Raw genomic sequence first — 23,231 nt, 5'->3', positions numbered from 1 at the left:
GGGCGGTGACGCGGGCCTTCAGCGCCTCCGTGTCGTACGACGGCGTATTGGGGGTGGGGGTCAGTGCGCGGGCCGCACCTCGAGCTTGTTCTGCAGCCAGGTGTGGAATTCGCCGATGTGGTGCTCGCTGGGCACCAGCACACCGCCCTTGGCATACATCCGGGAGCTCATTCCGGGCTGGGTGCGTTCACAGGCGTCGAAGTCCTGCCGGTTGACCCGGTCGAAGAGCTCCACGGACCGGCTGACGTCCTTGCCGCTCTCGACGACGTGGCGCAGATAGAGCCAGTCGCACTCGACGATCGTGCGGTCGGCTGCCACCGGGTACATCCGATGGAAGATCACATGGTCGGGGACGAGGTTGATGAACACCTGCGGCCGGACGGTGATCGCGTAGTAGCGACGGTCCTGTCCCTCCGCCACCCCGAGAATGCGGTCCAGGCCCTCGGAGCCGTCGACGGTGAAACCCTCGACACCCTCGCCGAACTCGGCACCGTGGCCGACGTAGTACTGAGCGGCGTAGCCGTCCGCGAACTCAGGGAGCACCTCGGTGAGTTCGGGGTGGATCGTGGCACAGTGATAGCACTCCATGAAGTTCTCGATGATGAGCTTCCAGTTCGCCTTCACGTCGTAGGTGATACGGCGGCCCACCTTCAGGTCATCGATCCCGTAGCGCTCGATCGACTCGAGGTCGCCGAGCCGCTCGACGACCGCGCCCATCACGTCCGCCTCGAAGGAGGGCGGGTTGTCGCCCAGGCACACCCACACATACCCGAGCCACTCCCGCACATGGACGTTGATCAGGCCGAACTCGGTCCGGTCGATGTCCGGCATCGACGTCAGGTTCGGCGCGGCCACCAGCTTGCCGTCCAGCCCATAGGTCCAGGCGTGGTACGGGCACTGGAAGGCGCGCTTGACCTCGCCGGACTCCTCCGTGCACAGCTTGGCCCCGCGGTGCCGGCAGATGTTCAGGAACGCCCTGATCGAACCGTCCCGGGAGCGGGAGATCAGCACGCTCTCGCGTCCTACCTGGTAGGTGCGGAAGGCGCCGGGCTTGGCCAGCTCGGCGGCGCGGGCCACACAGAACCACATGGCCTCGAAGACCCGCTCCTGCTCCTGGGCGAAGACCTCGGGGTCGGTGTAGTACTCGCCGGACAGCGTGGGGATCAGGCTGGGCGGCAGATTCGTGAGGGTCATCGTGTCACCTTCGGAAGATGTCAGACGCGCACGCGGCGGGGTCGAACAGGGCGATGGGATGGTCGGTGACGCCTTCGGCCCTCCCCGCGATCTCGTCCGGGTGGATGCTGCGGTCGAGGGTGTCGGGGTCGCTGGGTACGCCCTTGCGGAAGAAGGCGACCTTGGCCCCGCCGTCGGGGCCGTCGAGCGAGGGGAAGCCGTAGATCTGCGGCCTTGCCGGCGCCATGACCGGTGTGAACGGTGGTGTCGGCGGGGAGTGTGAGCAGCCGCTCGCGGATGGAGGAGATGATCGTGTCGAAGTCGGAGTAGGACCGGCCGATGGCTCCGGGACCGCCCTGGAAAAGGGTGTCGCCGGAGAACAGAGGGCCCAGTAGTCAGGCTCCCTCGGGGCGTGCGCCGTTTCCACAGCACCTCGTCGGCCGGGTGCAGCAGGATGGGCACCCCGGTGCGGGCCAGAGCCGGAGCGGCGTTCACATGGTCGTTGTGGGGCGTGGGTGCACACCATGGCCGTCAGGCGCCGGGTTCCGACGGCGGCGGCGATCGCCTCGGCGTCGTGCGCGGCGTCGATCACCAGGACCTCGTCGTCGTTGCCGATCAGCCAGACGTTGTTGTCCACCTCCCAGCTACCCACGTCCAGTTGGAAGGTTCCCGAGGTGACCAGATGCTCGATCCGCGCCGTCACAGGACCACCACCGAGCGCAGGATCTCGCCGCGGTGCATCTTGGCGAACGCCGACTCCACCTCGTCCAGGGAGATCGTCTCGCTGACGAATTCCTTCAGATCGAAGCGGCCTTGCAGATAGAGGTCGATCAGGGCGGGGAAGTCCCGGGAGGGCAGGCAGTCGCCGTACCAGGAGGACTTCAGTGCCCCGCCGCGGCCGAAGACGTCCAGCAGGGGCAGGTCGACGGTCGACTCCGGGCTGGGAACACCCACCAGGACGGCGGTGCCGGCCAGGTCGCGGGCGTAGAAGGCCTGCTTGTAGGTCTCGGGACGGCCCACCGCGTCCACGACGACGTCGGCGCCGAAGCCGCCGGTGAGGCTACGGATGGCCTCGACGGCGTCGGTCTTGGAGGAGTCGACGGTGTCGGTGGCACCGAACTGCTCGGCCCACTTCAGCTTCCGCTCGTCGACGTCGACGGCGATGATGCGGCCGGCACCCGCCACCTTGGCGCCCGCGATGGCGGCCATGCCCACGCCGCCGCAGCCGATCACCGCGATCGAGTCGCCGCGGCCGACTCCGCCGGTGTTGACCGCGGCGCCGAACCCGGCCATCACACCGCAGCCGAGCAGCCCCGCCGCGGCGGCCGAGGCGGTCGCGTCCACCTTGGTGCACTGGCCGGCGGCGACCAGGGTCTTCTCGGCGAAGGCGCCGATGCCCAGGGCCGGGGACAGCCGGGTGCCTCCCCCAGACTTCGTCCGGGAGGTGCCCCCAGTCAGCGTCATCTGCCGGGTGGCGTTGTGGGTGGCGAAGCAGTACCACGGCTTGCCCTTGCTACAGGCCCGGCACCGGCCGCAGACCGCACGCCAGTTGAGTACGACGAAGTCGCCGGGCTCGACGTCGGTGACGCCCTCACCGACCGCCTCCACCACACCCGCGGCCTCATGGCCGAGCAGGAACGGGAACTCGTCGGAGATCGCGCCCTCCCGGTAGTGCAGGTCGGTGTGGCAGACGCCGCAGGCCTGCACCCGGACCAGCGCCTCACCCGGCCCGGGGTCCGGCACCAGGATGGTCTCCACCGAGACCGGGGCGCCCTTCTTCCGCGCGACGACGGCGCGTACTTCGTGTGTCACTGCCGATCTCCTTGCTGAGGGACGGCCGAATGCACGCTTCGGCCGGACGTTCTGGCTGGCGGGGCGTTCGGGTCGCTCCACCGGAGCGATCGAGGCGGAAGAGGGTGGACTTCACTGTTCGCGAAGGTCCGCACGAGCGACGGAGACGTACGTGACGGCTCTGCGAACCGATTCCGGACCGACGAGCCCGGGGCCTGGAGAGGGCCGAGATCGAGCCTTCCCTACTGTTGCGTAATACGCGATGAACTTCGGGATGAGCAACAGTCAAACTGTCTTGCCCGCGGGCGGCCACTGTCAAGGGTGGTGGTCGAGCGAACTTACGAAACCCCGGCCACCACCGGACGACGTCCCGGCAATACGCAGCCGGCCGCCCCCCGGAGGGGCCGGCCGGCTGCGTGTCACCCGCTTCGGCGTCCCTGCGCCGTCAGGATCGTTCGAGGTCGCTCTCCCGCACGCTGTCGCGGGGATTCCCGTCGGCCACCGAGGGCCGTCGGGAGCGGCCGGGGAGGGCACTGGTCTCCGCAAGAGTGCGGCCCCGCGTCTCCTCGGCCCATGCCAGGGACACCAACAAGCCCACCAAGGTGATGCCGGCTCCGATCAGCAGTGAGCGTGAGCCACTCGGGCAACATCCTGCAGAGCCAACAGTTCGACGACCGGCAGGACCGCTTCGTCGACGAGCTCGACATCGACCTCGTGGCGCATGAGCGCGGCGTCAAGCTCGTCGGGGCCACGGCGCACTACGTCACGTCCGGCCTCGACGAAGGCCCGATCATCGAACAGGACGTCGTCCGCGTGGACCACTCGCACGCCCCCCGTGACGTCGAGGCCCGGGCACTCGCCCGCGCCGTGCAGTGGCACAGCGAGAGCCGTGTGCTCGTCCATGGCAACTGCACGGTCGTCTTCCGCTGACTGTGGTATACCGGCTTGTCGTACCCGCTCGCTGCCTGCTGCTCACCACTCCCGCAACACGACCCCCTTGCGTATAGTTGCGCTATGAGCAACTACACGGCAGATGGCGAAACGCCTGCTCCCGCGGTGAACGGGGTGCAGTCCGTCGACCGTGCCGTCAGCGTCCTGGAGATCCTCGCCCAGCGCGGTGAGGCGGGCGTCAGCGAGGTTGCCGCCGAGATCGACGTCCACAAGTCGACCGCGTTCCGCCTGCTCGGGGCGCTGGAGGCGCGCGGTCTGGTCGAGCAGGCGGCCGAGCGGGGCAAGTACCGGCTGGGCTTCGGGATCGTACGCCTGGCGGGGGCGGTCACGGGCCGTCTCGACATCACACAGCAGGGCCGGCCGGTGTGCGAACGACTCAGCGAGGAGATCGGCGAGACCGTCAACATCGCCGTCCTGCAGGAGCACTACGCGGTCAACCTCTACCAGGTGCGCGGCCCGGGCGCGGTCGGGCACGCACAACTGGGTCGGGCAGCTCACCCCGGTGCACGCGACCTCCAGCGGCAAGATCCTCCTCGCCCACCTGCCGGCGAAGGAGCGCGCCGCGGTACTCGCGGCATCCGGGCTGCAGAAGCTGACGCCGCACACCCTGACCGCCAGGACCACGCTGGAGAAGAACCTCGCCGAGGCGCGGGAGCGCGGGTACGCGGTCACGCTGGAGGAACTCGAGATCGGACTGCACGCCGTCGCGGCCCCGATCCGTTCCCACCACGGCGAGGCCATCGCCGCCCTCAGCGCCTCCGGCCCCGCGTACCGCTTCACCGAGGAGCGCATCCACGAGCTCGCATCCCTGCTGATCAAGGGCGCTGAGGAGATCAGCCACCGGATGGGCTACGTGAGCTGAGCTCCCCCGTTCGACGTGGAGGGGGCGCCACCGCGCTCCAGGCGTACCACGACGCTCTTGGACGTCGGCGTGTTGGAGGTATCGGCAACGGAGTCGAGCGGAACGAGCACGTTGGCCTCGGGGAAGTAGGCCGCGCAGCATCCACGGGGCGTGTCGTACGCGACCGTGCGGAATGCCTCGGCCCGCCGTTCCAGGCCGTCCGGCCACTCGCTGACGATGTCCACAAGACCGCCGTCGGCGATCCCGCGCTCCGCGAGGTCGTCGGGGTGGACGAAGACCACCCGGCGTCCCTGGTGGATGCCGCGGTAGCGGTCGTCGAGTCCGTAGATCGTGGTGTTGTACTGGTCGTGGCTGCGCAGTGTCTGCAGCAGCAGACGGCCGGGCGGGACGCTCAGCACTTCCACCGGGTTGACCGTGAAGTTGGCCTTGCCCGTACTGGTGGGGAAGCGCCGCTCGTCGCGGGGGGCGTGCGGCAGGGTGAAGCCGCCGGGACGCCGTACCCGCGTGTTGAAGTCGGCGAAGCCGGGCACGACCCGGGCGATGCTGTCGCGGACGGCGTCGTAGTCGGCCTCGAAGGCCGCCCACGGAACATCGCCGCCCGGACCGAACAGGCTCTGGGCCAGCCCGCCGACGATGGCCGGCTCGGAGAGCAGATGCGGGGAGGCGGGTCGCAGGCCGCCCCGGGAGGCGTGCACGATCCCCATCGAGTCCTCGACGGTGACGAACCGGTCCGCCCCGTCCGGTCCCCGGTCCCGCTCGGTGCGGCCCAGGGTGGGAAGGATGAGGGCCTCGCGTCCGCAGACCGCGTGGGAGCGGTTGAGCTTGGTGGAGACCTGGACGGTCAGCCGGCAGTTCCGCAGGGCCCGCTCGGTGGCGGCCGTGTCCGGGGCGGCGGAGACGAAGTTGCCGCCCATGGCGAAGAAGACCTTCACCTCACCGGCGCCCATCGCCCGGATCGTCTCCACCGCGTCGAACCCGTGGTGGCGGGGCGGGTCGAATCCGAACTCGTTCCGCAGCGCGTCGAGGAACTCCGGCGCCGGCTTCTCGTAGATGCCCATCGTGCGGTCGCCCTGCACGTTGGAGTGACCGCGCACGGGGCACACTCCGGCGCCGGGGCGCCCGATGTTGCCACGCAGCAGCAGGAAGTTCACCACCTCGCGGATGGTGGGCACGGAGTGCTTGTGCTGGGTCAGTCCCATGGCCCAGCACACCACGATCGACCGGGCGGACATGACGTCGCGGGCGGTGGCCTCGATGGCATCGCGCGAAAGCCCGGTCGCCTCGGACACATCGCCCCGGTCGAGCTTGCGCAAGCCTTCGGCGTATCCCTCGAAGCCGTCGGTGTGCGCGGCGATGAAGTCGCGGTCGAGGACCGTACCGGGCGCCGCGTCCTCGGCCTCCAGCAACAGCTGTGACAGCGCCTGGAAGAGCGCCAGGTCGCCCCCGAGCCGTATCTGCAGGAACCGGTCCGAGAGGGATGTGCCGGCACCTGCGACACCGCGGGCGTTCTGCGGGTTCTTGAAGCGCAGCAGCCCGGCCTCGGGCAGCGGATTCACCGCGACGATGCGCGCACCGCGCCGCTTGGCCTTCTCCAGCGCGGACAGCATCCGCGGGTGGTTCGTGCCGGGGTTCTGTCCGACGACGAAGATCAGGTCGGCGCAGTACAGATCGTCGAGGTGGACGCTGCCCTTGCCGATACCGATCGTCTCGGTGAGCGCCGAGCCGCTCGACTCGTGGCACATGTTCGAGCAGTCCGGCAGGTTGTTGGTGCCGAACTGCCGTACGAGGAGCTGGTAGAGGTACGCCGCCTCGTTGGAGGTACGGCCCGAGGTGTAGAAGGCGGCCTCGTCGGGGCTGCGCAGTCCCTTGAGCTCCCGGGCGACGATGTCGAAGGCCGTCTCCCAGGTGACCGGCACATACGTCTCCGAGTCGGCCGGTTTGTACATCGGCTCGGTGAGGCGGCCCTGCCGGCCCAGCCAGTATTCGCTGCGGCCCGCGAGCTCGCCCACCGGGTGCGCGGCGAAGAACTCCCGCGTCACCCGGCGTACGGTGGCTTCCTCGGCGACGGCCTTGGCGCCGTTCTCGCAGAACTCGGCCCTGCTGCGGTGGTCGCCCTCGGGCCAGGCGCAGCCGGGGCAGTCGAAGCCGTCCTTCTGGTTGACCTTGAGCAGGGTCAGCGCGGTGCGCCGTACGCCCATCTGGTCGTATCCCATGCGCAGCGCATGGGTCACCGCGGGGATCCCGGCCGCCCAGTTCTTGGGCGCGGTCACCTCCAGGGCGTCCTCGCCGGGGTCCTCGCGCGGCGCCTTGCGTGCCATGTGTGCCTCTCCTCATCGATGGGACTGCTGTCACGAAAATGTCGGGCGCGCGATGCGCGACAACGGCTCAGTGCGGTGACGCCTGCGCCGAGGCCGCTGCATCGACGCCCCAACGGGCAGTCACCCGTGCCGCGTCGAGCGTCGAGGCCGCATCGTCGGCCGCTTCCGGAGCGAAGGACCGCCCGCCGTCGGAGAACGAGTCCGGCGTGACGTTCACGACGCCCATGACCAGCGTCCGGCCGGGCCGCGGAAGCCCCTGCGGATGGAGCTCCGGCATTCCCGGGCACGGCGGGGTGGTGGCGTGGGCCGTCTTGGTCACCGGGCCCCGGCCCTCTGCGCCGGGGCCGCCTCCTCCGCCGATGTCGTTGCGGACCAGGTCCACGGTCATGACGCGGCGCCGAAGCGGGCCAGGGGGCAAGGTCGCACGGCTGCGGGCGTCTCTCGTGCTCATTGTCCGAACGGGCGGGCAGCGGGGCCGGGATGTTCCTCGCCCATGACACCGGCCATGGGCCAGGACTGATCGACCCTCGGCTCACCCAGGCGAGGGGTGCGCCCGCCATACCTAGCCGTTCACCCGTATTCCACGGCCGCGTCCAGCAGCCAGTCCGTCAGGTAGCCGGCGAAGGAGGAGCGCACCAGCACCCAGAAACCGGCCCTGGGCTCGTCGCGGGCCACCAGGACGACCTGGGTGCGGGCCAGGGTGGTCTGGGCCGAGCGGCCGGGGCCGAAGGCGCGCGGGTGCAGATCCAACCGGCAGCCGTGGGACAGCAGGTCGCGGGCTCGCGGTCCGCCGACCAGGAGGGTGGTGCGCTGGGCGGAGACGTCGGTGACGGAGACGGGGTCGTCCCCGGCCGCCGAGCGGATCCGGCTCTCCAGGTCCCGCTGGACGCCGGGCCGGCCCACCACCAGCCATTCGTCGGGGCCGAGCCACACCGCGGTCAGCTCCCCCGCGCGCACGACGGTGTCGGGTTCCAGGGGCAGCGGGAGCCCCAGGGCGAGTCCTACGGCATCCGCCGCCGGACTCTTGGCGTCGAGTCGGACGTTCAACTGGGCCAGGAAGGGGACTTCGGCCAGGCGGACCGCGCCCCCGGAGGAGCGCGTCGCGGCGGCCAGGCGGTCGGCGGCATGCGCCAGAGGGCTGCGCTGCCGTGCGGTCGGGGCGGTGTCAGCCATCGCGGCGGGCTCCCTCGGGGTCGTAGAGGACGGGGCTTGCGACGGTCACCGGGAGCAGCCGGTCGCCGACAGATGCGTAGAGGCGTTCGCCGATGCGGCCCCGGCCGCCCTTGATCAGGGCGAGCGCGAAGGTCCGGCCGAGCGCCGCACTGCGATAGCTGGAGGTGACGTGACCGAGCATCGGGACGGGCGGGGCGGGCAGTTCGCTGTCGGCGACCAGGTGGGTGCCCTCGGGGAGGAAGGCGGCCGGGTCCTCGGGGAGGAGGCCGACAAGGTGCTTGCGGTCGGGGCGGACGGCGTCGGCGCGGGCGTAGGAACGCTTGCCGATGAAGTCGGGCTTCTTCTTCGACACTGCCCAGCTCATGCCGAGGTCGTGCGGGGTGACCGTGCCGTCGGTGTCCTGGCCGATGATCGGGTAGCCCTTCTCGGCGCGCAGGACGTGCATGGTCTCGGTGCCGTACGGGGTGATGCCGTACGGGGCGCCGGCCTCGTACAGCGCCTCCCACAGGGCGAGGGCGTCCCAGGGCGACACGTTGATCTCGTAGGCGAGTTCACCGGAGAAGCTGATCCGGCACACGCGCGCGTCGATGCCGGCGACGGCCGTCTCCCGCCAGGCCATGAACGGGAAGTCGTCGTTGGCCACGGCCAGCCGGGGCGCCAGCGAGCCGAGGACCTCCCGGGAACGCGGGCCGACCAGGGCGACGGTGGCCCACTGCTCGGTCACCGAAGTGCAGTGGACGCGGAGTTCGGGCCACTCGGTCTGCAGCCACTCCTCCATCCAGTCCAGGACGGCTGCGGCGTTGCCGGTCGTGGTGGTGACCAGGAAGCGGTCCTGCGCGACGCGGATGACCGTGCCGTCGTCGAAGATCATGCCGTCCAGGCGGCTCATGACGCCATAGCGGATCATGCCGACCTTCAGGGTGCTCATCATGTTGGTGTAGAGCCGGTCGAGGAAGAGCGCGGCGTCCGGGCCCTGCACGTCGATCTTGCCAAGCGTGGAGGCGTCCATGAAGGCCACACCTTCGCGGGCGGCGCGGCACTCGCGCAGCACGGCGGTCTCCATGTCCTCGCCGTCCTGCGGGTAGTACCAGGGCCGCTTCCACTGGCCGACGTTCTCGAACAGGGCGCCGTGCTCGACATGCCACTCGTGGACGGCGGTCGTGCGGATCGGGTCGTGCAGCGCGCCGCGGTCGCGGCCGGCGAGGGTGGCGAAGGAGACGGGGGTGTACGGCGGCCGGAACGTGGGCAGGCCCAGCGCCGAGATGTCCACGCCGAGGAGTTCGGCGACGACCCCGCTCGCCAGGACACCGGCCGTCCTGCCCTGGTCGCCCCCGGTACCAGCCGTGGTGTAGCGCTTGGTGTGCTCCACCGAGCGCAGACCGGCCCCGGTCGCCCGCGCCAGGTCGTCGACGGTGACATCGCGTTGGAGGTCGACGAACCGGGGGGCACCGGTGGAGGTGGGGACGGCGAACACCTGCATGGGCGGGGTGTGCGGCTGGGCGGCGACGGCCGGGAGGGCCGGTGTCTCGGCGGTGTAGCCCTCCGCCTCGACCGCGCGGGCGCCGGCCGCCGCGCCCTGCGCGAGGGTCGTGGCGAGATCGAAGGCCCCGTTCGCACTGCCCGCGACCTCCACCGCCTGACGGCAGCTGCTGGGAACGAACGTGCCGAGCACGTCGTCGTGGCGGAGCTTGCCGCCCGCCTGGCTGAACAGATGCGCGACCGGGTTCCAGCCGCCCGAGACCAGGAGCAGATCGACGGCGAACTCCCGCTGTCCTGCGGACTCCCCGTACGGGGCGACCGTCACGGCGGTGAGGCGGGCCCCGCCCTCCGCGTCCGTGACCGCGTGTCCGGCCAGCACCTCGATCCCGGCGGACCGGGCACGCTCGGCCCACTCCCCCGGCTCGGACCGGGTGTCGACGATCGCCGCGATGTCCACTCCCGCCGCCGCCAGGTCGAGTGCGGCGGCGTAGGCGCTGTCGTTGGTGGTGAACACGACCGCGTGCCGACCGGGCACGACGGCGTACCGGTGCAGGTACGTCCGGGCCGACGACGCCAGCATCACGCCGGGGCGGTCGTTGTCGCCGAACGCCAGGGAGCGCTCGTGGGCGCCGGTCGCGAGGACCACCCGCCGGGCGCGGATCCGCCAGACGCGCTCGCGGGAGACGTGGTCCGGGGCTTCGGCGCCGAGGTGGTTGGTGCGGCGCTCGACGGCGAGGAGGTGGTTGTCGTCGTAGTGGCCGAAGACGGTGGTGCGCCGCAGGACGCGTACCTCGGGGGCGGCTTCGAGCTGTGCGCGCGTCGACTCCACCCAGTCGAGGTGTTCGCCGGTGCCGAGCAGGCTGCCGCCGAGTTCCGGCTGGTCGTCGGCGACGATGACGCGTGCGCCGCTCCGCGCTGCCGCCGCCGCGGCCGCGAGGCCGGCGGGGCCCGCGCCGACGACCAGCAGGTCGCAGTGGGCATGGACGGCGTCGTAGCGGGCGGGGTCCGGTTCGGTGGCGAGGCGTCCTTGGCCCGGGAGGCTGCTCGCGACCAGGCCGTCGTAGAGCTCGACCGTCGGGGCGGGGAGCATGGGCTCGGGGAAGGGGGCCTCGATCTGGACCACCGCGTTGGGTTCTTCCACGCCGGCCGAGAAGATGCCGCGGGGGCGGCCGAGTCTGATGCTGGTCGCTGCCGCGATCACGCCGTTGGCGAGGAGGGCGGAGGCGAGGGTGTCGCCGCGGTAGCCTTGGTACGCGGTGCCGTCGAAGGTGAAGGTGAGGGGGTGGCCGCGGTCGACTCGGCCACCTGTGGCCAGGCGCTGCGGTTGGCCCGCGAGGCGTACGGGGGGCTCCGCCCCCGGACCCGCGATCGCCCCCGGACCCGCGATCGGCCCTGGCCGGGCCTCGTCCGCAAGCTTCCCCACAGGTGCTGGTTGTGCCGGACGCGGCTGAGACGTGACCGGACGCCGTTCGAGCGTCTCCGGGCGCGCCTCCCCCGCCCTGTACACCGCCAGAATCTCGTTCGTCGACGTGTCGCGCACCGCGTTGAACCACTTGCGGCAGCCCGCCGCGTGGCTCCACCGCTCGGCGAACGGGCCCTTCGGGTTGTCGCGGAAGAAGAGGTAGCGCGCCCACTCCTCGTCGGTGAGGGCGGCGGAATCCTCGGGGTAGGGCACGTGCGCCTGGCCGCCGTAATGGAACTCGGCCTCGTCGCGGGGCCCGCACCACGGGCAGGGGATGAGCAGCATGGGTTCGGCTCCCTAGTGGGCCACCGCGGCCGCGCCGTGCTCGTCGACGAGCGCGCCGGTGGTGAAACGGTCGAGCGAGAAGGGGGCGTTCAGGGGGTGGGGGGTGTCGTGGGCGATGGTGTGGGCGTAGACCGAGCCGACGCCCGGGGTGGCCTTGAAACCGCCCGTGCCCCACCCGCAGTTGAGGTAGAGGTTGTCGACCGGGCTGAGGCCGACGATCGGCGAGGCGTCCGGGCTGACGTCGACGATGCCGCCCCAGGTGCGCAGCACGTGGGCGCGGGCGAAGACGGGGAAGAGTTCCAGCGCGGCGGACATCTGCTCTTCGATGATGTGAAAGGCGCCGCGCTGGGTGTAGGAGTTGTACGCGTCGATGCCGGCGCCCATCACCAGCTCGCCCTTGTGCGCCTGGCTGACGTACACGTGGACGGCGTTGGACATGACCACCGTGGGGTGGACCGGCTCCAGGAGTTCGGAGACCAGGGCCTGCAACGGGTGGCTCTGGATCGGGAGTTCGATGCCTGCCATGGCGGCGAGGACCGAGGTGTGGCCGGCCGAGCACAGGGCCACCTTGCCCGCGGCGATGGGACCTTGCGTGGTCTGGACGCCGACCACCCGGCCGCCGACCACGTCCAGGCCGGTGACCTCGCAGTTCTGGATGATGTCGATGCCGGCGGCGTCCGCGGAGCGGGCGAAGCCCCAGGCCACGTAGTCGTGCTTGGCGATGCCGGCGCGCGGCTGGTAGGTGCCGCCGAGGACCGGGTAGCGCACGTCGGGTGAGATGTTGACGATCGGGCAGACCTCTTTGACCTGCTCGGCGTCGAGCCACTCGGCGTCGACGCCGTTGAGCCGGTTGGCCTCGACACGGCGCACGCTGTCGCGGACGTCCTGCAGGCTGTGGGCCAGGTTCAGCACGCCGCGCTGGGAGAAGAGGATCGGATAGTCGAGCTCCTCCGCCAGCCCTTCCCACAGTGTGAGGGCGTGCTCGTAGATGCCGGCGCTCTCGTCCCAGAGGTAGTTGGAGCGGATGATCGTGGTGTTGCGGGCCATGTTGCCGCCGGCAAGCCAGCCCTTCTCCAGGACCGCGACGTTGGTGATGCCGTGGTTCTTCGCCAGATAGTGGGCGGTGGCCAGGCCGTGCCCGCCGCCCCCCACGATCACCACGTCGTACGACCGCTTGGGCTCGGGATTGCGCCAGAGCCAGTCGGGGTGGTCGGGGAGGTCGGCGCCTGGGGCGATGGGGCTCATCGGACGTCTCCGTCCTGCGAGAGGTGCGGGTAGAGCGGGTGCTTGGCCGCGAGTGCCTCCGTGCGGGCGCGCAGTGCGGCGACGTCCGGCTCGGTCTTGAGGGCCGCCGCGATCACGTCGGCGACTTCGGCGAAGTCCTCCTCGGTGAAGCCTCGGGTGGCCAGTGCCGGGGTGCCGATGCGCAGGCCGGAGGTGACCATGGGCGGGCGGGGATCGAAGGGGACGGCGTTGCGGTTGACGGTGATGCCGATCTCGTGCAGCAGGTCTTCGGCGCGCCTTCCGTCGAGTTCGGAGTCACGGAGGTCGACGAGGACGAGGTGGACGTCCGTGCCGCCCGTCAGGACCTTCACTCCGGCCGCGGCCGCGTCGGGCCGCGTGAGGCGCTCGGCGAGGATGCGGGCCCCGGCCAGGGTGCGGGCCTGGCGTTCGGCGAACTCGGGTGATGCCGCCACCTTGAAGGAGACGGCCTTCGCGGCGATGACGTGCTCCAGCGGGCCGCCCTGCATCCCGGGGAACACGGCCGAGTTGATCTTCTTGGCGAGGTCGGCGTCGTTGGTGAGGATGACTCCGCCGCGGGGACCGCCGAGCGTCTTGTGCGTCGTGGTGGTGACCACGTGCGCGTGCGGGACGGGGCTGGGGTGCAGTCCGGCGGCGACCAGGCCCGCGAAGTGCGCCATGTCGACCATGAGGAGGGCACCGACCTCGTCGGCGATGCGGCGGAAGGCCGCGAAGTCCAGCTGCCTCGGGTACGCCGACCAGCCCGCGATGATCATCTTGGGGCGGTGTGCCTTGGCGAGTTGCTCGACCTCGTCCATGTCGACGAGGTTGTCCGCCTCGGAGACGTGGTACGGGACGACGCCCAGCATCTTGCCGCTGTAGTTGAGGCGCATGCCGTGGGTGAGGTGGCCGCCGTGCGCGAGGTCGAGGCCGAGGATGGTGTCGCCGGGCTGGAGGAGGGCGAAGAAGACGGCGGTGTTCGCCTGGGCGCCCGAGTGCGGCTGGACGTTGGCGAATCCCGCGCCGAAGAGGGACTTGACGCGTTCGATGGCCAGGCGCTCGGTGACGTCGACGTGTTCGCAGCCGCCGTAGTAGCGGCGGCCGGGGTAGCCCTCGGCGTACTTGTTGGTCGCGACCGACCCCTGGGCCTCCATCACCGCGGAGGGCGCGAAGTTCTCGGAGGCGATCATCTCCAGGGTGGACTGCTGGCGGTGCAGCTCGGCGGCGAGGGCGGCGTGGACCTCGGGGTCCAGTTCCGCCAGGGGGGTGTTCAGCGCGTTCATACGGTGTTCGCGTTCCTTTCGGCGGCCTCGACGACGTTGGCGAGCAGCATCGCTCGGGTCATGGGTCCCACTCCTCCGGGCATCGGCGCGAGCCATCCGGCGACCAGCGCGGCGTCCGGATGTACGTCGCCGGCCAGCCCGTGGTCGGTGCGGGTGATGCCGACGTCCAGGACCGCCGCGCCGGGGCGCAGCATGTCCTTGGTGATCAGTCCGGGCGAGCCGGCGGCCGCGACGACGATGTCCGCCTCGCGGACGTGCCAGGCCAGGCCCTTGGTTCCGGTGTGGCACAGGGTGACGGTGGCGTTCTCGGACCTGCGGGTGAGCAGCAGTCCGATGGGCCGTCCGACGGTGATGCCGCGCCCGACCACGCACACGCGTGCTCCGGCGATCGGCACCTCGTACCGGCGGAGCAGCTCGACGATGCCGCGCGGGGTGCACGGCAGTGGGGCGTCGACTCCCAGGGCCAGCCGGCCGAGGTTGACGGGGTGCAGGCCGTCGGCGTCCTTGGCCGGGTCCATGCGTTCCAGTACGGCGTTGGCATCCAGGTGTCGTGGGAGCGGGAGCTGGACGATGTAGCCGGTGCAGGCCGGGTCGGCGTTGAGTTCGTCGATGACGGCCTCGACCTGCTGCTGGGTGGCGTCGGCGGGCAGTTCGCGGCGCAGGGAGGCGATGCCCACCTGGGCGCAGTCGCGGTGCTTGCCGGCGACGTAGGCGTGGCTGCCCGGGTCGTCGCCGACGAGTACGGTGCCGAGCCCTGGCGGGCGTCCGCCTGTCGCGGTCAACTTGGCTACGCGCTCGGCGAGTTCGTGGCGGATGTCGGCGGCGGTCGCCTTGCCGTCGAGGACGTGTGCGGTCACCGGCGGTACCTCTTCCTCACGGTCAGCCACGGAGGCGGGACATGGTCGGGTCGAACAGGGGCTCCTCGGCGACGACCGCCTCGACGCGCTGGTCGAAGTAGCCGATGTGCAGGGTGGTACCGGGGGTGGTGAGTTCCGCCGGGAGCCAGGCGTAGGCGATGCCCTTGCCGATCGTGTAGCCGTAGGCGGCGCTGGTGACGTAGCCGACGGCTCGGTCGCCGTCGTAGACGGGCTCCTTGCCCAGGACGACCGACCGCGGGTCGTCGATGGTGAGGCAGGTCAGCTTGCGCCGTACGTCTTCCTTGCGGCGCTCCAGGGCGGCCTTGCCGATGAAGTCGCCCTTGTCGAGCTTGACGGCGAAGCCGACGCCGGCCTCGTAGGGATCGTGTTCGTAGGTCATGTCGGTGCCGAAGGAGCGGTAGCCCTTCTCCAGGCGGAGGCTGTTGAAGGAGCCGCGGCCGGCGATGACGCCGCCGAGGGGCCCCGCCGCCTGCCACAGGGTGTCCCAGAGCTTCAGGCCCTGGTCGGCGGTGGTGTACAGCTCCCAGCCGAGCTCGCCGACGTACGACAGTCGCATCGCGATGACGGGCACCGAGCCGATGTGGGCGCGCTTGGCGCGGAAGTACTTCAGGCCGTCGTTGGAGAAGTCCTCGTCCGTCAGCGGCTGCAGGACCTTGCGGGCCAGGGGGCCCCACAGGCCGATGCAGCACGTGCCGGGGGTGATGTCGCGCACCTGAACCGTGCCGTCGGCGGGAAGGTGTCGGGTGAACCAGTCGAGGTCCAGGTTGCCGTTGGCGCCGACCTGGAAGAGGTCACGGGCCAGGCGGGCGACGGTGACGTCGCTGCGGATGCCGCCGTCGTGGTCCAGAAGCAGGGTGTACGTCACCGAGCCGACCGACTTGGCGACCTTGCCGGTGGTCAGCCTCTCCAGGAAGTCCGCGGCACCCGGGCCGCTGACCTCGAGTCGCTTGAGGGCCGTCATGTCGTACATCGCGACGGTCTCACGGGTGGCCTGTGCCTCGGCACCGACGATGGGTGACCAGAACTGCGCCGCCCAGTCGTTGGGGGTGGGAATGCTGCGGCCCTCGACCAGCCCCGCGTTGGCCTCGTACCACTGGGGGCGCTCCCAGCCGCTCGCCTCCAGGAAGAACGCGCCGTGCTCCTGCTGGCGGGCGTGGAAGGGGCTGGTGCGGATCGGCCGCGGGTCCCCCGACGGCTGGAGGGGGTGGAGGATGTCGTAGACCTCGACGAAGTTCTGGCAGTCGCGGGCCAGAACGTACTCCGGGGACAGCTGGTGCGGCTCGAAGCGGTTGACGTCGCACTCGTGCAGGTCGAAGGACGAGCAGTGGCCGTCGACGAGCCATTCGGCCATGGCGCGGCCCACGCCCGCGGAGTGGGTGACCCACACCGCCTCGGCCACCCAGAAGCCCTTGACGTCCGGGGACTCGCCCATCAGCGGGAAGTTGTCGGTGGTGAAGGAGAACAGGCCGTTGATGCCCTCCTCGACCTTGGCCTCCGCCGTCGCGGGGAGCAGCGACCGGGTCTCGGTCCAGGCGTCCTCGAAGTCCTCCTCGGTGAACTTCAGGACCGACGGCATCTGGTCGGCCTCGTCGAAGGAGAGGATGTCGTCGGCCGAGATGGGCATCGGGCGGTGGCCGTAGAAGCCGATGCCGATGCCGTCGAAGCGGTCGCGGTAGTAGAGGTCGGCGTCCTGGTGGCGCAGGATCGGCCGCACGGCCTCCTCCGTCTGGCCCGCGAGCGCCGGGACCGGGCCGGTCCAGGCGAGCTGGTGGGCGAGCGGGGTCAGCGGGAGGTTCATGCCGACCATGCGGGCGATCTTCGGGCCCCAGATGCCGGCGCAGCACACCACGATGTCGGCCGCGATCTCGCCCTGGTCGGTGAGGACACCGGTCACCCGGCCCTCGCTCTGCTGGACGTCGAGCACTTCGTGGCGGGCCAGGAAGGTGACGCCGCGCTCGGTGGCCCGGCGGATCTGCGCCTCGACCGCGAGAACGGCCTTCGCGAGGCCGTCCGTCGGTATCAGGAGGCCGCCGAGGACCCTGTCCCGGTTGACCAGCGGGTGCTGCTCGACGCACTCGTCGGCGCTCAGCAGCCGGCCCTCGATGCCCCAGGCGCTGATCCAGCCGTGGCGGCGCTGCAGTTCGGCGAGGCGCTCGGGGGTGGTCGCCACTTCGAGGCCGCCGACCTGCAGGAAGCAGGGCTTGCCGTCCACGTCGAGGGAGCAGAACTTCTCGACGGTGTAGCGGGCCAGCTCGGTCATGGTCTTCGAGGAGTTCGTCTGGAAGACCAGGCCCGGGGCGTGTGACGTGGAGCCCCCGGTCGCGGGGAGCGGGCCCTGATCGACCACGGTCACTTCGGTCCAGCCGCGCGCGGAGATCTCGTCCGCGAGCGCCGCTCCCACGACCCCCGCTCCGATGATCACCACTCGGGGTCCCGCCATCGCCGCACCTCCGGATTCAAAACCAGTCGAGTTGCTTTCTGCGCAACATGATTCAGGTTGCGCAACTCAATGTGCCTGTACGCGGGGAGGGGTGTCAAGGGGTCGGTGACGTCGGGGAACAGCCCGGAACGCGGCAATGCCCGGCGGGCGGCGCACACAGGTGCACACCGCCCGCCGGGCATCTCGGAAGGTCTTCTCGACGTGGGCTACTTGATCCAGGCGTCGACCTTGTCGCGGTTGGCCTCCACCCACTTCTTGGCCGCCGCCTCGGGCGACATCTTGTCCACCGTGATGTACTTCGCCACGGTGTTCTGGTCGTCGTTCGTCCAGTTGAAGTTCTTCACCAGGCCGTAGGCCGGACTGCCGGACTTCGCGAACTTCGCGCTGACGATCTTGTCGAGGTCGTAGACGGGATAGTCGCAGGCGATCTTCGCCGCGTCGGCGTCGCATCCCGTCGTGTAAGGGGGCAGATCAACCTTGACCAACGGCACCTCGGACAGGAACCACTGCGGCTCGTAGAAGTAGCCGATCACCCATTCCTTGTTCTTCTCGGCCTTCCGGAATGCCTGGATGAGCGCGGTCTCGCTGCCCGCGTACACCACCTTGAAGTCCAGCTTCAGGTTCTTCACCAACGCCTCGTCGTTGGTGACGAACGACGGGTCGCCGTCGAGGAGCTGGCCCTTGCCGCCCGACTCGGAGGTCTTGAACCTGGACGCGTACTTGTTCAGGTTCTTCCAGTCCTTGATGTCGGGGTGTTCCTTGGCCAGCCACGGCGGTACGTACCAGCCGATGACGCCCTTGTTGCCGGTCGGGCCGGCATCGACGGCGGTCTTCTGGTCGGTGATGTACTTCTTCTTCAGATCGTCGTGCCCCCAGTTCTCGATGACGGCGTCGACCTCGCCGGTCCCGAAGCCCTGCCATGCGATCTCTTCCTTCAGGTCCTTCTTGACCACCTTGCAGCCGAGGTCGTTCTGCGCGACGTAGGCGACGACCGCCGCGTCCGCCTCGTACCCCACCCACGGGTTGACCGCGAGGTTGAAGGTGCCACACTTGCCCGAGCTGCCCGAACCCGCGGAGTCGTCACCGACCTTCGCGCCGCCGCAGGCGGTGAGGGTCAGCCCGATGACGGTCGCGACGGCTGTGCCAGCCGGGCCGATTCTCCACTGTCGTACTCGTGTTGCCATGATGGTGCTCCTTACGCGCTCGCGCGTCGCGCCGCTGCCTGAGTGATCCGGTCGAACATGACTCCGAGCAGGACGATGGCGAGCCCCGCCGCCAGTCCCTTCCCGTACAGCTGCCCCTGGGAGAATCCGGCCACGACGTCGTAGCCGAGGGCGCCCGCTCCTACCAGGCCGCCCACCACAACCATCGACAGCACGTAGATCAGGCCCTGGTTGGTCGCAAGAGTCAGGGCACTGCGTGACATCGGCAGTTGAACCTTGGCGATGATCTGCCAGGTGTTGCACCCGGCGGACGTGGCCGCCTCGACGGTGGTCCCGGGCACGGCCCGCACACCATCCGCGATGATCTTGATGGCGACCGGCACCGCGTAGACGATCGCGGCGACGATGGCCGTGAAGCGTGTCGCGCCGAACAGCGCCAGGAACGGCACGAGGTAGACGAACGGCGGCATGACCTGTGCCGCGTCCAGGGAGGGCCGCAGCACCCGGTCCACGACCATGCTGCGCCCCATCCACACCCCGAAGACGATGCCGAGCAGCATGACCAGCACCGTCGCCACGAGGGTCGACGCCAACGTCGTCATGGCGTCCGACCACAGGCCGGTGCCGACCAGCAGGCTCACGCACACGACCGTGGTGATTCCGGCGCGCCGGCCGCCGAGCACAGCGCCCAGTGCGATCAACACCGCGCCGACGAGCCACCACGGGGAGTCGGTGAGCAGCGTCTGGAACGGGTTGAGCAGACCGTTGGTGATGCCGTCGCGGAAGGCGTTGGTGAGGCCCGAGAGGTTGTCCTGCGCCCAGGTGGTCGCGGTGTCCGCCGCGCTCGCGACGGAGCTGCCGATGCCGCCTTCGCCGGGGAACTCCGCTGCCCATACATAGGTGTGCGACAGGTAAACGAGGACCGCTGTGACCGCCGCACCCGCGCCGAGCAGGGGTTTGCGCCACCAAAGGAAGCGGTTCTTCGAACGCCGGGCCGCCTCCTCGCGGGCGCTGGCCGCGGTGGTGACCCGATCGAGGACGATCGCCATGACGACGATGGCGAGTCCCGCGTTGAAGGCCGTTCCCACGTCCAGCGACTGAAGGGCCTGGACGACGGTCTTGCCGAGGCCGGGCGCGTCGATCAGGGCCGCGATCGTCACCATGGCCAGGGCGGCCATGATCGACTGGTTGACGCCCATCACCACGGTCCGCTTGGACATGGGCAGCAGGACCTTCAGCAGGGCCTGCCGTCGTGTCGCGCCCAGCGAGTCGGCGGCCTCGACGGTGGTCTCCGGCACGGAGCGGATGGCGTGCGCGGTGATGCGGATCGCGGGCGGTGCCGCGTAGATCACGGTGGCGATCGTGGCGGAGGCCCCGCCGATGAGGAAGAAGAGCGTCAGTGGGGCGAGGTAGACGAAGGTCGGCATGGTCTGCATGAAGTCCAGGAAGGGCGTCACGATCCGGTTGACCCGGTCGGACAGCCCCGCCCACACGCCCAGCGGGATCGCGAACAGCAGCGCCACGAGAACCGCGGAGAGGGTGAGCGACAGGGTGTCCATGCTCTCCTGCCACAGACCCTGCAGCCCCAGGAAGGTGAAGCCCGCCACGGCCAGGAGGGCGACCCGCCAGTTGCCCATGGCCCAGGAGACGTAGCCCACGATGCCGACGACGCCGAGCCATCCGATCTGCGGGACGGGTCGGCCGGCGGAGGGCTGTGAGATCAGCTGCTGGATGAAGGTCACCAGGTTGTCGATGACCAGGCGGATCTCGTTGAAGAAGTAGAGGAAGAGCGGGTTGGAGTTGCGGCCCGCGCCGATCGAGTCGTTGACGTCGTTGAACCACCGGTGCAGGTCAGTGAGGTCCGCCGCCGCCAGGGTCAGGGTCTGCTGTCCGCGGAAGACCACGAAGAGCACCAGCCAGGCGGCCAGGATCGCGGCCACCACCGTGCGCCGGCCGATCTTGCGTGCGCCGGCCAGGGGTGCGGACTTCTCCAGGGCGACGGCCATCACGCGTCGCCTTCCTGCCCGGCGACCACCGCGAGGATCTCCTCGTCGCCGACGATGCCGAGCAGCCTGCCGTCCTCCACGACCTTGACCGGCCTGTCGGCCGCCAGTACCGCCCGGGTGGCCTCCTTCACCACGACGTCCGGGCCCAGCTCGGGACCGTCCAGGGCGTCATCGGGCTTCGCCGGGCGCATGATCCACCGCAGGGTGAGCACGTCGCCTCGCGGCACGTCCTTGACGAACTCGCGGACGTAGTCGTCGGCCGGGGCGCCCACCAGCTCGTCGCCGGTGCCGCACTGGACCATCTTCCCGTCGCGCATGATCAGGATGCGGTCGCCCAGCTTGAGTGCCTCGGAGAGGTCGTGGGTGATGAACACCATCGTCTTGCCGACCTCGTGGTGCAGGCGGATGACCTCGTTCTGCATGTCGCGGCGGATCATCGGGTCGAGCGCGGAGAACGGCTCGTCGAAGAAGAGCACGTCCGGGTTGCCGGCCAGCGCCCGGGCGAGGCCGACGCGCTGCTGCATACCGCCGGAGAGCTGGTCGGGGTAGGAGTTCTCGTAGCCGGCGAGGCCGACCAGTTCGACGACCTCCAGGGCGCGCTTGGTGCGTTCGGCCCTGCTCATGCCGCGGATCTCCAGGCCGAAGCCCACGTTGTCGACGACCCGGCGGTGGGGCAGCAGCCCGAAGTGCTGGAAGACCATGGAGAACTTGCGGCGGCGCAGCTCGCGCAGGCGTTTGGCATCCGCTTCGCGGATGTCCTCACCCTCGAAGACGAGCTCACCGGCGGTGGGTTCGATCAGACGGGTCAGACATCGCACCAATGTGGACTTACCGGAGCCGGACAGTCCCATGACGACGAACACCTCACCTTTGCGGACGTCGAAGTTGACGTCGCGTACGGCGGCGGTGCAGCCGGTACGGTCCATGAGCTCACGGCGGGTGAGGCCGCACAACTCCTCGGACTCCGGCACTCGGTCGGCCTTCGGTCCGAACACCTTCCACAGCCTGCGCACGGATATGACAGGAGTACCGTCCGAATCCTGGAGCGTGCCGCGCCGCTGCGGCACCTCGGTCTGTGTGGGGGTCATGATCGACCTCTCTTCGGCGTTCAGCCGCGGAACCAGTGCTGCGGCCGGGGTTGGATGTTCTGCCAGATGTGCTTGGGCTCTCGGTACTCGTTCAGGCCGGTCGGTCCCAGCTCGCGCCCCACGCCCGAGTGCCCGAAGCCACCCCATTCCGCTTGCGGCACGTAGGGGTGGTAGTCGTTGATCCACACCGTGCCGTGGCGCAGCCGCCGGGCGACCCGCTGGGCCTTGCCCGCGTCCTGCGTCCAGACGGCTCCCGCGAGCCCGTACTCGGTGTCGTTGGCGATGCGTACGGCGTCGTCCTCGTCGGTGAACCGCTCCACGGTGAGCACGGGGCCGAAGGACTCCTCGTGCACCACCCGCATGTCCTGCCGGCACTCGTCGAGGACGGTCGGCGGGTAGTAGTGGCCGCCTCCGAGGGCCGGGTCGTCGGGGCGTTCACCGCCGCAGCGCAGTACCGCGCCCTCGGCGAGACCTGCCGCGACATACGCCTCGACCTTCGTCAGGTGCTGCGCGGAGATCAGCGCTCCGGTCTCGGCCTCGGGGTCGAAGGGCCCGCCGAGGCGGATCTGCCGGGCGCGCCGGACGACCTCGTCGACGAGCCGGTCGTGCAGCGAGTCCTCGACGATCAGCCGGGCACCGGCCGAGCAGACCTGCCCGGAATGCAGGAAGACGGCGGTGAGCGCGAAGTCCACGGCCGTCTCGAAGTCGGCGTCGGCGAAGATCACGTTGGGGTTCTTGCCACCGAGCTCCAGTGCCACCTTCTTCACGGTCGCCGCGGCGGTGGCCATGATTCTCCTGCCCGTCTCCAGGCCGCCGGTGAAGGAGACCATGTCGACGGCCGGGTCCTCGGAGAGCGGGGCGCCCACCTCGGGCCCGGCGCCCAGGACGAGGTTGGCGGCACCGGCCGGGAGCCCGGCCTCCTCCAGCGCCTTCATCAGCAGGATGGAGGTGGAGGGGGTGAGCTCACTGGGCTTGAGGACGATCGTGTTGCCCGCGAGGAGGGCCGGGGCCACCTTCCAACTCGCCTGCAGCAGCGGGTAGTTCCAGGGGGTGATCAGCGCGCACACCCCGATCGGCTCATAGACGACGCGACTGACGGCGTCGTCGCGACCGGTGTCGATCACACGCCCGGCGTCGGTGCCGCCGATGCCGCCGTAATAGCGGAAGCAGGCGACGACGTCGGCGATGTCGTACTCGCTCTCCACCAGCCGTTTGCCGGTGTCCAGCGACTCGGCGCGGGCGAACTCCTTGGCGTCGCGCTCGATGAGGTCGGCGGTGCGCAGCAGCAGCGCGCCGCGCTCCCGCTCGGAGGTGCGCGGCCAGGGTCCCTCGTCGAAGGCGCGGCGGGCCGCGGAGATCGCTGCCTCGGTGTCGGGACGCGTCCCTTCCGAGACCGTCGCGGTGAGCGAGCCGTCAGCGGGACAGCGGATCTCCCGGCGCCCGCCGGCCACCGGATCCCGCCATTCCCCAGCCACATACAGGTCTGCCACGCGCCAAGCCCTCCAGCCGAAATGCGTTGCGCATCATGCATTCAATTGCTTGTGGTGGAACACCATGACGAACGCCACAGACCTGCGTCAAGAGGTTGGCGGATGACGATTTCACCATGGGGCACTTGTGCTGCCGCCCTTGACCGC

At 70.1% G+C, this 23,231-nt stretch carries 13 protein-coding genes and 4 pseudogenes; 2 read left to right on the top strand and 15 right to left on the bottom strand.

Annotated elements, in window-relative coordinates; translation table 11 throughout:
* Positions 1 to 60: 60 nt before the first annotated feature.
* The 3 genes and pseudogenes from ACZ4VI_RS19250 to ACZ4VI_RS19240 form a co-directional block, all read right to left on the bottom strand.
* Complete coding sequence (locus ACZ4VI_RS19250) at positions 61 to 1,194, bottom strand: aromatic ring-hydroxylating oxygenase subunit alpha (RefSeq protein ID WP_468000583.1); 1,134 nt, start codon at positions 1,192 to 1,194, stop codon at positions 61 to 63.
* Between the two features lie 20 nt (positions 1,195 to 1,214).
* Positions 1,215 to 1,876 (bottom strand): annotated as a pseudogene (locus ACZ4VI_RS19245) (MBL fold metallo-hydrolase).
* Entirely contained in the window at positions 1,873 to 2,985 is a 1,113-nt protein-coding gene (locus ACZ4VI_RS19240) for an S-(hydroxymethyl)mycothiol dehydrogenase (protein WP_468000581.1), read from the bottom strand. The pseudogene ACZ4VI_RS19245 and the gene ACZ4VI_RS19240 overlap by 4 nt, the downstream one beginning before the upstream one ends.
* Positions 2,986 to 3,681: 696 nt before the next feature.
* On the opposite strand from ACZ4VI_RS19240, the pseudogene ACZ4VI_RS19235 reads away from it, so the two are divergent.
* Positions 3,682 to 3,894: pseudogene (locus ACZ4VI_RS19235) on the top strand (formyltransferase family protein); the annotation flags it as partial.
* A gap of 84 nt (positions 3,895 to 3,978) precedes the next feature.
* A pseudogene (locus ACZ4VI_RS19230) lies at positions 3,979 to 4,777 on the top strand (IclR family transcriptional regulator).
* Here ACZ4VI_RS19230 and ACZ4VI_RS19225 read toward each other — a convergent pair.
* The 12 genes and pseudogenes from ACZ4VI_RS19225 to ACZ4VI_RS19170 all read right to left on the bottom strand — a co-directional run bounded on the left by ACZ4VI_RS19225 (position 4,765) and on the right by ACZ4VI_RS19170 (position 23,084).
* Positions 4,765 to 7,095, bottom strand: coding sequence for an FdhF/YdeP family oxidoreductase (locus tag ACZ4VI_RS19225; protein ID WP_468000579.1), 2,331 nt, complete (start codon positions 7,093 to 7,095; stop codon positions 4,765 to 4,767). The pseudogene ACZ4VI_RS19230 and the gene ACZ4VI_RS19225 overlap by 13 nt on opposite strands.
* 157 nt (positions 7,096 to 7,252) lie before the next feature.
* A pseudogene (locus ACZ4VI_RS19220) lies at positions 7,253 to 7,372 on the bottom strand (dihydropteroate synthase); the annotation flags it as partial.
* 293 nt (positions 7,373 to 7,665) lie between these two features.
* The gene (locus ACZ4VI_RS19215; RefSeq protein WP_468000577.1) at positions 7,666 to 8,268 is read right to left on the bottom strand and encodes a sarcosine oxidase subunit gamma; all 603 of its coding nucleotides are present in this window, start codon (positions 8,266 to 8,268) and stop codon (positions 7,666 to 7,668) included.
* The gene (locus ACZ4VI_RS19210) at positions 8,261 to 11,494 is read right to left on the bottom strand and encodes a sarcosine oxidase subunit delta family protein (RefSeq protein ID WP_468000575.1); all 3,234 of its coding nucleotides are present in this window, start codon (positions 11,492 to 11,494) and stop codon (positions 8,261 to 8,263) included. The genes ACZ4VI_RS19215 and ACZ4VI_RS19210 overlap by 8 nt, the downstream gene beginning before the upstream one ends.
* 12 nt (positions 11,495 to 11,506) lie before the next feature.
* The gene (locus ACZ4VI_RS19205) at positions 11,507 to 12,739 is read right to left on the bottom strand and encodes a sarcosine oxidase subunit beta family protein (protein ID WP_468000573.1); all 1,233 of its coding nucleotides are present in this window, start codon (positions 12,737 to 12,739) and stop codon (positions 11,507 to 11,509) included.
* Positions 12,736 to 14,019 carry a serine hydroxymethyltransferase gene (gene glyA / locus ACZ4VI_RS19200; protein ID WP_468000571.1) on the bottom strand — a complete coding sequence of 428 codons (1,284 nt, stop codon included), beginning with the start codon at positions 14,017 to 14,019 and terminating at the stop codon, positions 12,736 to 12,738. Before glyA ends, ACZ4VI_RS19205 begins: the two co-directional genes overlap by 4 nt.
* A complete protein-coding gene (locus tag ACZ4VI_RS19195; RefSeq protein WP_468000570.1) occupies positions 14,016 to 14,876 on the bottom strand; it encodes a bifunctional methylenetetrahydrofolate dehydrogenase/methenyltetrahydrofolate cyclohydrolase in 861 nt (286 codons plus the stop codon). Before ACZ4VI_RS19195 ends, glyA begins: the two co-directional genes overlap by 4 nt.
* Before the next feature lie 22 nt (positions 14,877 to 14,898).
* Positions 14,899 to 17,337 (bottom strand): GcvT family protein, encoded by a 2,439-nt coding sequence (locus ACZ4VI_RS19190; RefSeq protein ID WP_468000568.1) that lies wholly within the window; start codon positions 17,335 to 17,337, stop codon positions 14,899 to 14,901.
* 206 nt (positions 17,338 to 17,543) lie between these two features.
* A complete protein-coding gene (locus tag ACZ4VI_RS19185) occupies positions 17,544 to 18,521 on the bottom strand; it encodes an ABC transporter substrate-binding protein (RefSeq protein WP_468000566.1) in 978 nt (325 codons plus the stop codon).
* 11 nt (positions 18,522 to 18,532) lie between these two features.
* Entirely contained in the window at positions 18,533 to 20,506 is a 1,974-nt protein-coding gene (locus ACZ4VI_RS19180; RefSeq protein ID WP_468000564.1) for an ABC transporter permease, read from the bottom strand.
* Entirely contained in the window at positions 20,506 to 21,594 is a 1,089-nt protein-coding gene (locus tag ACZ4VI_RS19175) for a quaternary amine ABC transporter ATP-binding protein (protein WP_468000563.1), read from the bottom strand. The genes ACZ4VI_RS19180 and ACZ4VI_RS19175 overlap by 1 nt, the downstream gene beginning before the upstream one ends.
* 20 nt (positions 21,595 to 21,614) lie before the next feature.
* A complete protein-coding gene (locus ACZ4VI_RS19170; RefSeq protein WP_468000561.1) occupies positions 21,615 to 23,084 on the bottom strand; it encodes an aldehyde dehydrogenase family protein in 1,470 nt (489 codons plus the stop codon).
* Positions 23,085 to 23,231 lie beyond the last annotated feature (147 nt).

This window comes from Streptomyces sp. NPDC029169 (assembly GCF_055563935.1).
The sequence above is the reverse complement of the archived record's forward strand: the minus strand, read 5'-3'. Positions and strand labels throughout refer to the sequence as shown.

Coding starts and splice junctions, on each gene's coding strand:
- ACZ4VI_RS19250 (WP_468000583.1), bottom strand. CDS start 1,194: ATGACCCTCACGAATCTGCCGCCCAGCCTGATCCCCACGCTGTCCGGC.
- ACZ4VI_RS19225 (WP_468000579.1), bottom strand. CDS start 7,095: ATGGCACGCAAGGCGCCGCGCGAGGACCCCGGCGAGGACGCCCTGGAG.
- ACZ4VI_RS19215 (WP_468000577.1), bottom strand. CDS start 8,268: ATGGCTGACACCGCCCCGACCGCACGGCAGCGCAGCCCTCTGGCGCAT.
- ACZ4VI_RS19210 (WP_468000575.1), bottom strand. CDS start 11,494: ATGCTGCTCATCCCCTGCCCGTGGTGCGGGCCCCGCGACGAGGCCGAG.
- ACZ4VI_RS19205 (WP_468000573.1), bottom strand. CDS start 12,739: ATGAGCCCCATCGCCCCAGGCGCCGACCTCCCCGACCACCCCGACTGG.
- glyA (WP_468000571.1), bottom strand. CDS start 14,019: ATGAACGCGCTGAACACCCCCCTGGCGGAACTGGACCCCGAGGTCCAC.
- ACZ4VI_RS19190 (WP_468000568.1), bottom strand. CDS start 17,337: ATGGCGGGACCCCGAGTGGTGATCATCGGAGCGGGGGTCGTGGGAGCG.
- ACZ4VI_RS19185 (WP_468000566.1), bottom strand. CDS start 18,521: ATGGCAACACGAGTACGACAGTGGAGAATCGGCCCGGCTGGCACAGCC.
- ACZ4VI_RS19180 (WP_468000564.1), bottom strand. CDS start 20,506: ATGGCCGTCGCCCTGGAGAAGTCCGCACCCCTGGCCGGCGCACGCAAG.
- ACZ4VI_RS19175 (WP_468000563.1), bottom strand. CDS start 21,594: ATGACCCCCACACAGACCGAGGTGCCGCAGCGGCGCGGCACGCTCCAG.